9 protein-coding genes are annotated in these 13,819 nt (G+C 68.2%); 3 read left to right on the top strand and 6 right to left on the bottom strand.

Annotated elements, in window-relative coordinates; genetic code table 11:
* Positions 1-407: 407 nt before the first annotated feature.
* The 3 genes from ACLJRM_RS44045 to ACLJRM_RS44035 all read right to left on the bottom strand — a co-directional run bounded on the left by ACLJRM_RS44045 (position 408) and on the right by ACLJRM_RS44035 (position 4,659).
* Positions 408-1,970, bottom strand: coding sequence for an amidase (locus ACLJRM_RS44045; protein ID WP_101612614.1), 1,563 nt, complete (start codon positions 1,968-1,970; stop codon positions 408-410).
* 11 nt (positions 1,971-1,981) lie between these two features.
* Positions 1,982-3,325, bottom strand: a complete 1,344-nt coding sequence (gene glnA, locus ACLJRM_RS44040; RefSeq protein ID WP_037303423.1) for a type I glutamate--ammonia ligase — start codon at positions 3,323-3,325, stop codon at positions 1,982-1,984.
* 68 nt (positions 3,326-3,393) lie between these two features.
* On the bottom strand, positions 3,394-4,659 hold the full coding sequence (locus tag ACLJRM_RS44035) for an MFS transporter (protein WP_101612613.1): 1,266 nt from the start codon (positions 4,657-4,659) through the stop codon (positions 3,394-3,396).
* 88 nt (positions 4,660-4,747) lie between these two features.
* Here ACLJRM_RS44035 and ACLJRM_RS44030 point away from each other — a divergent pair, with 88 nt between their 5' ends.
* The gene (locus tag ACLJRM_RS44030) at positions 4,748-5,416 is read left to right on the top strand and encodes an LppX_LprAFG lipoprotein (RefSeq protein ID WP_410666425.1); all 669 of its coding nucleotides are present in this window, start codon (positions 4,748-4,750) and stop codon (positions 5,414-5,416) included.
* Between the two features lie 79 nt (positions 5,417-5,495).
* Here the strand turns inward: ACLJRM_RS44030 and ACLJRM_RS44025 are convergent, their stop codons facing one another.
* The gene (locus ACLJRM_RS44025; RefSeq protein WP_410666424.1) at positions 5,496-7,049 is read right to left on the bottom strand and encodes an alpha/beta hydrolase; all 1,554 of its coding nucleotides are present in this window, start codon (positions 7,047-7,049) and stop codon (positions 5,496-5,498) included.
* 52 nt (positions 7,050-7,101) lie between these two features.
* The gene (locus ACLJRM_RS44020) at positions 7,102-8,673 is read right to left on the bottom strand and encodes an alpha/beta hydrolase (protein WP_199192963.1); all 1,572 of its coding nucleotides are present in this window, start codon (positions 8,671-8,673) and stop codon (positions 7,102-7,104) included.
* Between the two features lie 149 nt (positions 8,674-8,822).
* Here ACLJRM_RS44020 and secA2 point away from each other — a divergent pair, with 149 nt between their 5' ends.
* Both secA2 and ACLJRM_RS44010 read left to right on the top strand, forming a co-directional pair.
* On the top strand, positions 8,823-11,150 hold the full coding sequence (secA2, locus tag ACLJRM_RS44015; protein ID WP_410666423.1) for an accessory Sec system translocase SecA2: 2,328 nt from the start codon (positions 8,823-8,825) through the stop codon (positions 11,148-11,150).
* 222 nt (positions 11,151-11,372) lie between these two features.
* A complete protein-coding gene (locus ACLJRM_RS44010; protein ID WP_410666422.1) occupies positions 11,373-13,130 on the top strand; it encodes an NAD+ synthase in 1,758 nt (585 codons plus the stop codon).
* Here ACLJRM_RS44010 and ACLJRM_RS44005 read toward each other — a convergent pair.
* Positions 13,101-13,727 carry a VOC family protein gene (locus tag ACLJRM_RS44005; RefSeq protein ID WP_410666421.1) on the bottom strand — a complete coding sequence of 209 codons (627 nt, stop codon included), beginning with the start codon at positions 13,725-13,727 and terminating at the stop codon, positions 13,101-13,103. The two genes, ACLJRM_RS44010 and ACLJRM_RS44005, sit on opposite strands and share 30 nt — an antisense overlap.
* Positions 13,728-13,819 lie beyond the last annotated feature (92 nt).

Below are 13,819 nucleotides of genomic sequence, written 5' to 3'. Positions count from 1 at the left end.
ACTCTCCAACAATGTCAAATTTGATCGAGGCAATATACTTGCTCTCAAAGGAACCTCAAACGAGGTTCAAATACATAAGCTCTACTGGCTTAGTTCACTAGCACACTGTTGAGTTCTCAAGCAACACGCTTTGTTTCAAAGCGATATTCACAAGCTTTTGGTCGAGCATGCCGAATCCTACGGTGTTAGTCGTAGGGGGTCGGCGGCCGCTCGTGGGCCGACGTAGAACGTTACCTGGTCCGGTTCGCGATGTCAACCCGCTCGGCCCGTGTTCCCGGCCTGGGGCTTTTCGGCCCCGGTGGCCCGGTGTTCTTGGCGACGAAGAGAAGATTACATGCCCCGGAACCCCCTGAAAACAGGGGGGTCACTTAAGGACATCGCCGCAGGTCAGCCGATATGAACCCCCGTCATCCGACGGTCTTCAGGTAGCGAGGCGGTTTGCGGGCGGGGACGACGCGTTCGAAGTCGGCCGCGTAGGAGAGCACTCGGGCGTCCGTCCACCGCCCCGCCATGAACGAAACCCCGACCGGGAGCTCGCCGACGAAGCCGGCGGGCACGGTCACCGCCGGATACCCCGCGACCGCTGCCGGCGTCGACGACGGGATCACGTCGTTGTCGCCGGTCTTGCAGTCGGTCTTCCAGGCGGGCGGGTTCGTGGGCGCGGCGATCGCGTCGAGGCGGTACTTGGCGAGGGTCTCGTCGATCGAGCGTTTCGCCAGATCGGTCAGTTCGCGGCGCATGGCCAGGTAGCCGGGATCGGACGGGCCGGGTGCGGCGAGTGCCTGCTCGAAGAGTTCCTGTCCGGCGAAGCAGGTCTGCTCCAGCGGGTCGGACCGGTTGTAGTCGATCAGCGCGGCGAGGTCGCGCGGGCCTTGCGGGCGCGTGGCCAGGTAGCGGTCGATGTCCCGGTGGAACTCGGTGAGCAGTGCCGGGAACTCCAGTTCGCCGAGCCTGGCCTGGTACGGCGGAGTCACCTCGACGACCTCGGCACCCGCTTTGACCAGCGAGTTCCTGGTTCGCATCATCACGGCGTCGACGTCCGGGCCGAGAACCGGCAGTCGCCAGAGCCCGATCCGGGAGCCCTTCAGCACGCCGGGACGGAGGTGCGCGGCGTAGTCGGTCGGCTGATTCGGCGGGTACGCGCCGGTGGCGGGGTCGGCCGGGTCGCGGCCTTGGAGCGCGGAGAGGGTGAGCGCGACGTCGACGACGTGCCTGGCCATCGGGCCGGCGGTGTCCTGCTCGGCCGAGATCGGCACCACCCCGGTGCGGCTGACCAGGCCGAGGCTCGGTTTGTGTCCCACGGTCGAGGTCATCCCGGCCGGGCAGACGATCGAGCCGTCGGTCTCGCTGCCGATCGCGACCTGGGCGAGCGACGCGGCGACACCGGCGGCGGATCCGGCGGACGACCCACAAGGATTGCGATCGAGCACGTACGGGTTGTTCGTCTGCCCGCCGACGCCTGACCAGCCGGAAGTGGGTTTGGCGGCGCGGAAGTTCGCCCACTCGGACAGGTTCGCCTTGCCGAGGAGCACCGCGCCCGCATCACGCAGGCGGCGGAGCAATGTTGCGTCTTTCGCGGGCTTGCTGCGCAGGGCGCGTGAGCCGGCTGTCGTCTGCATCGAGCGGGTGTCGACGTTGTCCTTCACCAGGACCGGGATGCCGTCGAGGGGGCCGCGGGTCTTGCCCGCCCGGCGCCTGGCGTCGCTTTCCGCGGCTTGCGCGAGCGCGGCCGGATTGACCGCGATGACCGCGTTGACCTTCCGGTCGACCTTGTGGATGCGGTCGAGATAAGCCGAGGTCAGACCGACCGCTGTCAGCCGTCCGGAGGACATCCGGGCCTGGAGCGCGGGGATGTCGGCGGCGTCGAGGTCGAGAGGTCTGCCGGTGGCGGATGCCGCTGGTGCGGCACTCGCCGCGATGGTCGCGGCGACCAGTGTCGTCAGAACTCGGAACACCGGTCGCCGCACCATCAGGTCTCCTTCTAGAGCACCGGAAGCAGGGTCCGCAGTTCGTACGGGGTCACCGCACTGCGGTAGTTGTCCCATTCAACACGTTTGTTGCGCAGGAAGAAGTCGTAAACGTGCTCCCCGAGCGCTTCGGGCAGAAGTTCCGATTTTTCCATCTCGGACAGGGCCTCGCCGAGGTTCTGCGGGAGCTGGGCATATCCGGCCGCGCGGCGTTCGGCGTCCGAGAGCTGCCAGATGTTGTCCTCGGCGGGAGGCGGCAGCTCGTAGCCCTTTTCGATGCCCTTGAGGCCGGCGGCCAGGATGACCGAGTACGCCAGATAGGGATTGCAGGCCGAGTCGAGCGTGCGGATCTCCACGCGGCGTGACGACGCCTTGCCCGGCGAGTACATCGGCACCCTGACCAGCGCGGAGCGGTTGGCCCGGCCCCACGAAACGGTCGTCGGGGCCTCGCTTCCGCTGATCAGCCGTTTGTAGGAGTTCACCCACTGGTTGGTGACCGCGGAGATCTCCTTCGCGTGGTGCAACAGTCCCGCCACGAAAGCTTTACCGGTCGCCGACAACTCGTACGGGTCTTCGGCGTCGTAGAAGGCGTTGCGATCGCCCTCGAACAGGCTCACGTGGGTGTGCATCCCCGAGCCCGGCTGGTTGGTGAACGGCTTCGGCATGAACGTCGCGCGGACCCCTTGGGTGAGCGCGACCTCCTTGACGACGTAGCGGAAGGTCATCACGTTGTCGGCCATGGTCAGCGCGTCGGCGTACCTGAGGTCGATCTCCTGCTGGCCGGGCGCGCCTTCGTGATGGCTGAACTCGACCGAGATCCCCATCGCCTCGAGCGTCTCGATGGCGTGGCGGCGGAAGTGCGTCGCTGTCGCGTGGCTGGCCTGGTCGAAGTACCCGCCGTTGTCCGCGGGCTCGGGTTCACTGCCGTCGTCCGGCAGGCTGGCGAGCAGGAAGAACTCGATCTCGGGGTGGACGTAGCAGGTAAAGCCCGCTTCGGCCGCCTTCGAGAGTTGCCTGCGCAGGACGTGCCGGGGGTCCGCCCAGGACGGGGAGCCGTCCGGCATCGCGATGTCGCAGAACATGCGCGCCGAGTACGGGCCGCCGTCCGGGGTCTCCCACGGCAAGACCTGGAACGTTGCCGGGTCTGGCTTCGCGACCATGTCGGATTCGTAGACGCGCGCGAATCCTTCGATGGCCGATCCGTCGAAGCCGATGCCCTCACTGAAGGCGCCCTCGAGCTCGGCGGGAGCCACGGCGACGGACTTGAGAAACCCCAGCACGTCGGTGAACCAGAGCCTGACGAAACGGATGTCGCGCTCTTCCAAGGTACGGAGCACGAACTCCTGCTGGCGATCCATGGCCGCACCCTAACGAGAACGTGTTAACGACATGTTTCGCGACGCGCCGATCGACCGGAAGTGGTGGATCACCCCACCAGAACCGGCTCGGGCTTGGCCGCCTTCGTGATGGCCAGCGAGGCGACCGAAGCGAGCACGGCGAGACCCGCGGCGATGTACCAAGCGAGCGCGTAGCTGCCGGAAGAGTCGCGGATCGCGCCGGCACCGAAGGCCGCGAGACCGGCGCCGAGCTGGTGACTGGCGAAGACCCAGCCGAAGACGATCGGCCCGGCGGCACCGTATTGGCGGACGCAGAGCGCGACCGTCGGCGGAACCGTCGCCACCCAGTCGAGGCCATAGAAGACGATGAACGCCCACATGCTCGGTTCCACCGATCCGCTCAACAGCTGTGGGAGAAGCGCGAGCGAAACACCGCGAAGGGCGTAGTAGACGCCGAGCAGGATGCGCGGGTCGACCCGGTCGGTGAGCCAGCCGGAGGCGATGGTGCCGACGACGTCGAAGATCCCGACGAGGGCGAGCAGGCCGGCGGCGGTGGTCTGTGGCATGCCGTGGTCGTGCGCTGCGGGGACGAAATGGGTGCTGACCAGGCCATTCGTGGTGGCGCCGCAGATCGCGAAGCCGACGGCGAGCAACCAGAACGTCTTGGTGCGTGCTGCCGAGCCGAGGACGGTGAGCGCCCGGCGAGCGGAACCACCGGTGCGGGTGACCGGCGCGACTTCGCCGGGCTCGGCGCCGTACGCGGTCGTTCCGACGTCGGATGGGTGATCACGGACCACCAGGAGGACGACGGGGACCACGGCCAGGGCGGCGATGGCGATGACGAGCGAGGCGGTCCGCCAGCCTTCGTCGATGGCGAGGTTCGCCACGATCGGGAGGAAGATCAGCTGGCCGGTGGCGCCCGCCGCGGTGAGGACCCCGGTGACGACGCCGCGGCTGCGGACGAACCAGCGGGCGGCGACCGTCGCGGCGAAGCTCATCGCCATCGAACCGGTGCCGATACCGACCAGAACGCCCCAGCAGAGGATGAGCTGCCAGCTCGCGCTCATGAACACCGTGCCGCCCGCGCCGATCGCGACGACGAACAATGCCGTCGAGGCGACGCGTCGCATGCCGAAGCGCTCCATGAGAGCTGCCGCGAAGGGCGAGAAGAGTCCGTAGAGCACGAGGTTCACGGAGACGGCTGACGCGATCGTCGCGCGCGACCAGCCGAACTCGTCGTGGAGCGGGTCGATGAGCACGCCGGGGGCCGCGCGGAAACCGGCGGCGGCGAGCAGGGCGATGAACGCGGCGGCGGCGACGAACCACGCACGGTGGAGCCGGGTCTCAGGGTGCACGGGTACAGCGTCATCGGCGGCGGCTCCCGGCGGAAGCGGCTGGAAGGACACCGTGCGCAAGATTCGGGCCAAGCCATAGGCTCTGGCCATGCGCTGCCGTCACCTCGTGCCGGCGCTGCTGCTCACGATCGGGCTCATCGGCGGCTGCGCGGGATCGCCCCCGTTGCCGTCCGCCCAGGAATTCGTGAGCGCGGCGGCCGACTCCCTCGTCTCGTTACGCAGCGTTCGCTTCACTCTCGGGGTGAACGGCGTGGTCACCGGGTTGCCGGTGCGGGGGCTCGATGGCGAGGTCAGTCTCGAGGGTGGCGCGGTCGGTAATGCCGACCTGCAGGACGACTTCGAACGGATGAAGGTCAAATACCGGCTTTCCGGGTCGGAGATCACGCTCAGTGGGCCTGACGGGGAGCGGGTGGTTCCGGCTTCGGCGCCCTATACGCCTCAGGCGATGCTCGGGGCTGAAGGTGGACTTCGGCGACTGCTGACCGGGGCGACCGAGCTGAAGGGCGAGCGGTGGGAGCGGGTGCAGGACACCGACTCGTTCCGGATCGCGGCGAAGGTGCCTGCCGCGGTGATCGGCGGGATCGTGCCGGAGATCAGGTCGGACGTGTTTGTGAAGCTGTGGATTTCGAAAGCCGCGCCGCGGCGGCTGGTGCGGGTGTGGCTGCAGGTGCCGCCGACGAGCCCGCAGGACTTCGCGGTGATGCTGGAGCTGGCATTGACCAGGCATGACGCGGTGGTCGTCGGGGGCGGGCGATAGCAAAGGTCCCCTGCTTCCCGGGCGAGGCGAAAGGCCAGGTCAGCGGGGGTGGCGATAGCAAAGGTCCCTTGCTCCCCCGCTAGGTGCAGCGGGTGTCGGGGGCGGGCAGCTTCCCGTCGATCAGGTAAGCGAAGCCGGCGCCGTCCACGCAGGCGTTGCCGTCGAGGAAGACGGTGTGCTGCGCGCCCTCGAACGTGAGCAAAGCTCCCTTGAGGTCCCGCGCCAGGTTCACGCCGGACGCGTACGGGGTCGCCGGGTCATCGGTGGTCGAAATGACCAGCGGACTCGGCAGGCCTTCGATGTCCGGTTTATGAACTTCCGAAGTGGCGGGCACCGGCCAGACCGAGCAGATGTCGAGCTCGCTCATGTCCGGGGTGCCACCGGCGAGGAACGGCGCGCCCTGGAGCATCCGCTCGTGGGCACCGTCGATGACGCGCCGGTCGGTGATCCGCGTGCTGTCGACGCAGCGAACCGCGAAGTACACGTCGAGGATCCCGGTGTACCGGCCGTCCGATTCGCGGCCGTAGTAGTTGTCGGCGAGCGCGACCAGGGCTTTGCCGCTCCCCCGCTTGAGCTCGGTGAACCCGTCGTTGAGGAACTTCCACGCGTCCTGCGAGTACAGCGCCGCGCTGGTGCCGGTGATCGCGTCTTCGAACGAAAGTTCGCGGTTCCCGGCCGGGACCGGCTTGGTGATCAGCGGTTGGACCAGGTTCTGGAACACCTTCGTCACCGCCCCCGCATCGCGGCCGAGCGCGCAGTCCGCGCGGGCGACGCACCATTCGCCGAATTCGGTGAACGTGTTCTGGAAGCCGGCCATCTGCGTGACCAGCGATTCGGCGGTGTCGAGTTGAGGATCGACAGCGCCGTCGAGGAGCAGCGCCCGCACTTTGTCCGGATAGGCCTCGGCATACGCGGTCCCGATCTGCGTGCCGTACGAAAAGCCCAGGTAAGTGAGTTTCTCGTCGCCGAGGGCCGAGCGAAGTACATCGAGATCGCGGACGACATCCCTGGTCCCGATGTTGGCTAGCAGGTCCTTGCCGTGCTTCGTGCGCTCGGCGCACTTCGCGGCGTACGCCCTCGCTTCGGCGAGTTGCTTCGTGATGCCGCTCGGGGTCGTGTCGCTTTCCGAATCCTCCGCGCGGTCCGCGTCCCGTTCCGCGTCGGTGAGGCACACGAGCTTCGGATCGCTGGTCCCGACGCCGCGCGGATCGAAACCGACGATGTCGAAGCGTCCGGCCAAGGTCGCCGCGGGCAGGGACTTCGCGATGCGCGCGGCCGCCGAGACGCCCGAGCCGCCGGGCCCGCCCGGGTTGACCACGAGCGAGCCGATCCGCTGGTCCGCCTTCTTCGCCTTGTGCCGGAGGACGCCGATCGAGATCGTTTCCCCGTCCGGCTTCAGGTAATCGAGCGGCACGGTGAGTTTCGCGCAGTCGAACGCCTTGTCCTTGAAGGACTCACACGCGCCCCATGCCAACTTCTGCTCGGCGAACTTCTCGAGCGCCCTCGGATCCGGAGTCGGTGACGCCGTGGTCGGCTGAGGCGCCGGCGGCTGCACAGGCTGCGGCTGTGGTGACGTGCACGAAGCGACGAGCACGACAACTGCGAGCGTGGCCGGGACGCGGCGAAGGCTCATCTCGCGATCTTCGCAGCGTCCCGGCGGCTCACGGCCCTTCGCGCCGAACTCGTTACTTGCCCGCGCAGCGGGTGCCCTCGTCCGGCACGGCGCCACTCACCAGGTAGTCGATGCCGATCCGGTCGACGCACGAGACGCCCTGGAGGAACACCGTGTGCTGGGTGCCCTCGAACGTCAGCAAAGCTCCCTTGATCGCTTTCGCGAGGTTGACGCCCGCCTGGTAGGGGGTCGCCGGGTCGTTCGTCGTCGAGATGACCAGCGTCTTCGGCAGGCCTTCGACGTTGGGCTGGTGCGGCTCCGAGGTGTTCGGGACCGGCCAGAAGGCGCAGGCGTCGCGGGCGGAGCCGTCCGGCCTGCCGTCGTCGAGGAACGGCGCCGCCTGCGCGTACCGCTTCTGCGCGTCGAGGATCTTCGCCGGATCGGTGACCCGCGGGTCGTCGACGCACCGGATCGCGACGAACGCGTCCTGCGTCGTCCCGTAGCGGCCGTCGGCGCCGCGTTCGTTGTAGAGGTCGGCCAGCCTCTCCAGGCCGTCACCGCGCTGGCGCTTCAGATCGTTGAGCGCGGTGTTCAGCGGTTCCCAGAGATCCTGCTGGTAGAGAGCCTGGATCACGCCTGTCGTCGCGTCCTCGTACGACAGTTTCCGGCCGTCGCTGACCGGCACCGGGAAGTCGATCAGCGGCCGCACCAGGTCCTGGAACGCCTTGGTCACGCCTGCCGCGTCACGCCCGAGAGCGCAGTCTTCGCGCGCGGCGCACCAGTTCGAGAACTCTCCGAACGCCTTGCCGAAGCCCTGCCCCTGTGCGACCAGCGATTCCACCGCGTCCTGCTCGGGGTCGACGGCACCGTCGAGCACCAGCGCGCGGACGTTCGCCGGGAACGCCTCCGCGTAGGCGGATCCGATCCGCGTCCCATACGAGTAGCCGAGGTAGTTCAGCTTCGGGTCGCCGAGGACCGAACGCAGGATGTCGATGTCCTTGACGACGTCGCGGGTACCCACGTTCGCGAGCATCGAGGCGCCGTGTTCGGTCCGCTGAGCGCATCTGGTCGCGAAGTCCTGGGACTCGGTCTCCTGCTTTTTCACCCCGTCGGGTGACCCGTCCGTCTCGCTGTCGTCCGCCCGGTCCGCGTCGCGTTCGGCGTCGGTCAGGCAGCGGATCTGCGGCTGGCTCGCGCCGATGCCGCGCGGGTCGAAACCGACGACGTCGAAGCGTTTGCCCAGCTCGTTCGTCGCCGTCCGCGAGGCGAGACCGGCCGCGGCCTCCATGCCGGAAGCACCCGGGCCACCCGGGTTGACCACGAGCGACCCAATCCTTTCGTCGGTTTCCAGCGCCTTCCGGCGCAGCAGGCCGAGCGTGATCGAGTCGCCTTCAGGCTTCGCGTAGTCGAGCGGGACGGTCAGCCGGGCACATTGTGCGTCCTTCACTCGAAACGCCGCTTTTGCGTCATCGGATGTCGCGTAGGGTGCACAGTCGGCCCAGGTCAGACTCTGTCCGTAGAACTTCTCGAGTCCTGCGGGCACCGGTCCGGTCGGAGCGTGCGATTCGGTCGCCGGAGGCGGCGGCTGGGTTCTGCCCTCTCCCGACGAGCACGCGGTGAAAGTGACCGCGAGCAGGCCGGACAGCGTGATCGCGGCGAATCGACGGGCACGGGACCTGGCGCTGACATGAGTGGACACGGTTGGATCGTGCCATCGGCCGTGGAACTCGGCCGCACCACCACTGCGTTGGTGATACGAGTGCGGACGGCAGAAGAACAGACGGGAGCACAGGGGTGGCAGCACTGATCAGCCGGGTGGGCAAGAAGCTGCGCCGGATCATCCAGCGGCCGGGCAGCGTCGAGCTGACCCGCTACGAAGCGCTGCTGCCGGCCATCGAGAAGCTCGAGCCCGAGTTGGAGAAGCTCTCCGACGAGGAGCTGACAGAGCGGGCCGGCAAGCTTCGGGACGCCACGTCCTTCGGCAACGACCAGCTGGTCGAGGTCTGCGCGCTCGGCCGCGAGGCCGCTCGGCGCGCGCTCGGCGAGCGTGCCTTCGACGTCCAGCTGCTCGGCACAATGGGCCTGCTCAGCGGGCATATCGTGCAGATGGAGACCGGTGAGGGCAAGACGCTGGCGGGCGCGCTGGCAGGCGCCGGGTACGCGCTGCGAGGGAAGCACGTCCACGTCGTCACGGTGAACGACTACCTCGCCCGCCGTGACGCGGAATGGATGGGCCCGATCTACGACCTGCTCGGCGTCTCCGTCGGCTGGATCGAGCCCGCTCACTCGCGCGACGAACGCCGCGAGGCATACGCGAAGGAGGTCACGTACGGCGCCGTCAGCGAGATCGGCTTCGACGTGCTTCGCGACCGCCTGGTGACCCGCGAAGAGGACTTGGTCCAGCGCGATCCCGAGGTGGCTATCGTCGACGAGGCCGACTCCGTGCTGGTCGACGAGGCGCGCGTGCCGCTGGTGATGGCGGGGTCGATCGACCACACCGACGCCGACGACGAGGTCGCGAACATCGTCCGGCGGCTGCGGCTCGGGCTGCACTACGAGACCGACGCCGACGGCCGCAACGCGTGGCTGACCAAGGCGGGCGCGTCGGTGGTCGAGAAGGCTCTCGGCGACGACATCAACCTTTACGACGACACGGGTTCGGACCGGCTGCCCGCGGTGAACGTGGCGCTGCACGCGCACGCGCTGCTCACCCGCGACGTCGACTACCTCGTGCGTGACGGCAAGGTGCAGCTGATCAACGCCGCACGTGGCCGCGTCGCCGAACTGCAGCGCTGGCCGGACGGCCTCCAGGCCGCCGTCGAGGCGAAGGAGCAGGTCAAGGCGACCGACCGGGGTGAGATCCTCGACTCGATCACCGTGCAGGCGCTGCTCGCGCGCTACCCCGAGGTCGCGGGCATGACCGGTACCGCGGTCGCGGTCGCCGAGCAGCTGCGCGAGTTCTACAAGCTCGAGGTCGCGGTCATCCCGCCGAACACGCCGAACATCCGTGAAGACCAGGAGGACAGGATCTTCGGGTCGCCGTCGCAGAAGCTGCGCGCGATCGAAGAGGAGATCCGGCGGGTGCACGAGAGCGGGCGGCCGATCCTCGTCGGCACCCAGGACGTCGCCGAATCGGAGGAACTGGCCGAGAAGCTGGCGAAGGTCGAGCTCGAATGCGTCGTCCTCAACGCGCGCAACGACGCCGAGGAAGCCGAGATCATCGCCGACGCCGGCAAGAAGGGCGCGGTCACCGTTTCGACCCAGATGGCCGGTCGAGGGACCGACATCCGGCTGGGCGGCAAGGACGGCGACGGTCGCGACGAGGTCGTCGAACTGGGCGGCCTGCACGTGATCGGCACCGCCCGCTACCCGTCGAGCAGGCTGGACGGACAGCTGCGCGGCCGGTCCGGGCGGCAGGGTGACCCGGGCAGCGCGGTGTTCTTCGCCAGCTTGAACGACGAACTTGTGTTGTCGAACGCGCCGGACGTGCCCGAAGGCATCAGCTCCGACGTGGGCAGCGGCGAGGTCACCGACCCGGCGGCGCTGCGGCAGATCAACCACGCGCAGCGCGTCGCCGAGGGTGTCGACCTGGAGATCCACCGGAACACCTGGCGCTACACGCGGCTGATCGAGCGGCAGCGCGGCGAGCTGCTCGAGCACCGGGACAAGGTGCTGCGGACGGCGCACGCGGCGGAGGTGCTGGAGAAGGCGCACCCGGAGAAGTTCAAGGAGCTTTCGGAGGCCGTCGACGACGAGGCTCGTGTCGAACAGCTGAGCCGTGAGGTGCTGCTGTTCCACATCGACCAGCTGTGGTCGGACCACCTGGCGTTCCTGACCGACGTGCGGGAGAGCATCCATCTCCGCGCGCTGGCACGGGAGACGCCGATCGACGAGTTCCACCGCGCGGCGATCCCCGAGTTCCACAAGATCATCCCGGAGGCGGCCGAGCGGGCGGCGAAGACGCTCGAGGAAGCCGAGATCACCGAGAACGGGATCGACCTCGGTGACGCGGGCGTGCGGCGGGCGAACACGACGTGGACCTACCTGGTGCACGACAACCCGTTCGACTCCGACTTCGAGCAGACCATCAAGAAGGTGCGGAGCATGATCAAGCGGAAGTAGCTCCGGCCCGGAACGCAGCGGGGGACCTTTGCTGTCGCTCTCCAAAAGAGAGTGACAGCAAAGGTCCCCCGCTCTCTTTTTCCGCGAAATCCCAGGTCAGGCGTCCGGCGATAGCAAAGGTCCCTTGCTCCCCCGCCGGTCACGCCCCGGCGAACAGGACCCAGGTGGGCGATTCGGCACATCCACTCGTCCCTGCAGGCGCCGGTGGGTGAGAATGACGGCATGCCGCAACTGCGCATCGCACTGGCCCAGGTCAACACCACCGTCGGGGACCTCGAGGGCAACGCCGATCTCACCGTCGAGTGGACCCGCAAGGCCGCCGAAGCAGGCGCCCACATCGTGGTCTTCCCGGAGATGTCCCTCACCGGCTACCCCGTCGAGGACCTTTCCCTCCGCCCGACGTTCGCCTCCGCCTCGAAGCAGATGGTCGAAGCGCTCGCCCGGCGGCTCGAGGAAGCCGGATGCGGCGAGGTGCTCACCTACATCGGGTACCTCGATCTGGACGAGGCCGGTCCGCGCGACGCGGCGGCCGCGCTGTACCGCGGCGAGGTGGTCGCCCGCCAGTTCAAGCACCACCTGCCCAACTACGGTGTCTTCGACGAGCACCGCTGGTTCAAGCCGGGCCACGACCTCGAGGTCGTCCGCTTCCGCGGCGTCGACGTCGGCATGGTCATCTGCGAGGACGTCTGGCAAGACGGCGGCCCGATCTCCGCGCTGGGCAAGGCCGGGGTGGACCTCGTGGTCGCGCCCAACGCTTCGCCGTTCGAGCGCGCGAAGGACGACATCCGCCTGCCGCTCATCGCCCGCCGCGCGGCCGAGGCCGGGGCGCCGCTGGTGTACACGAACCAGGTCGGCGGTCAGGACGACCTCGTCTTCGACGGCGATTCGATCGTGGTCGGCGCGGACGGCCGGTTGCTGGCGCGCGCTCCGCAGTTCGTCGAGCACCTGCTCGTCGTCGACACGGACCTCGTCGCGGGCGGGCACACCGCCGAGGGCGAGTTCGAGGGTCTGCGGGTCAAGCGCCGCGTCCTCAGCGAGGAGCCGGTTCCGGCCTACAGCCCGAGCAACGATTCGGCGATCAGCGAGCCGCTGTCGGACGAGGCCGAGGTCTGGCACGCGCTCGTCGTCGGCCTGCGCGACTACGTGCACAAGAACGGCTTCTCGTCGGTGACGTTCGGCTTCTCCGGCGGCATCGACTCGGCGGTCGTGGCGGCGCTGGCCGCCGACGCGCTCGGTGGCGACAACGTCTACGGCGTTTCGATGCCTTCGGAGTACTCCTCGGGGCACTCGAAGGACGACGCCGCTGATCTGGCCCGCCGTATCGGCGCGCACTATCGCGTCGAGCCGATCGCGGACATGGTCAAGATCTACGTCGAACAGCTTCAGCTGACCGGCCTCGCCGAAGAGAACATCCAGGCCCGCGTCCGCGGCATGCTGCTGATGGCACTGTCCAATCAGGACGGTCACCTGGTGCTCGCCACCGGCAACAAGACCGAGCTCGCCGTCGGCTATTCGACGATCTACGGCGACGCCGTCGGAGCCTTCGCTCCGATCAAGGACCTGTTCAAGACCTACGTCTGGCATCTGGCGAAATGGCGCAACGCAGAAGCCGAAAAGAACGGCGAGACCCCGCCGATCCCGGAGAACTCGATCACCAAGCCGCCGTCGGCCGAGTTGCGGCCCGGGCAGCTGGACAGTGACTCGCTGCCCGACTACCTGATGCTCGACGACATCCTCGACGACTACATCGAGGGCGACCGCGGTTACGTCGACCTGGTGGACGCGGGCTTCGAGCCGGAGACCATCGATCGTGTGGTGCGCATGGTCGACAAGGCCGAATACAAGCGCCGCCAGTACCCGCCGGGCACCAAGATCACGTTCAAGGCGTTCGGGCGGGACCGGCGGCTGCCGATGACCAACGGCTGGCGCGAGGGCACGGTCGTGACCCGCTCAGCTCAGCGTGACCTGCTTCCCGGCTGAGTTCTGGAGCACGGCCACCAGGCCGGGCTTCGCGTCACGGCGAACGAGCATGTCCATCCCGAGCGCCCGGACCGCGGACTCCACCGCGGCGGGCTCGGGGTGGACACCGGTGACCAGGAGCAGCGGGATCGAGGGGAGTCCTCGCGTCGTCGGATGCGGAGTGCTCCCCCAGTCGATGAGAAAGGGCGCGAGCCCGTTCAAGCCGCCGGCGCCGGTGAGGCGCCAGGTCAGCAGTTCGCCATCGTCGGTGGCGCGCGACATCTCGAACGCCTCTCCCGGGTCGTAACCACGTTCACGGGCCTCGGCGATCGCGTCGTCGATGCCCTGAACACGCGCGGCCCAGGTGACCAGGGCGGGCTCGGTCAGCTCGTCGATGCCGAACGGCCGCGGCCCGGCGTGCCCGGATTGGTCCGGATCGGGCCCCACCACTTCGAGGTAGGCACCGGCGCCGAGATCGGCCAGATAGTTGGCCGTGCCGAGCCCGACATGCCTGCCCCCGCGTACGGGCGTGACGCCGGTCAGATCCGCGACGCGCGCGACGGCCTCTTCGAGATTCGGCCCGGCGTAGACGAGGTGATCAAGCACGAGGTCGGTCATGCCCATAGTCCTATCGCAGCCGCCGTGTCCTTGGCACCGTGGTGTCGCCAAAAGCGGCTAAGCCGAAACTGTCGGACCTGTCTCGTACCCTG

This window comes from Amycolatopsis sp. lyj-84 (assembly GCF_046549075.1).
Lineage (GTDB): Bacteria > Actinomycetota > Actinomycetes > Mycobacteriales > Pseudonocardiaceae > Amycolatopsis.
Note: the sequence above shows the minus strand (reverse complement) of the source record. Positions and strands in the feature narration are given on the sequence as shown.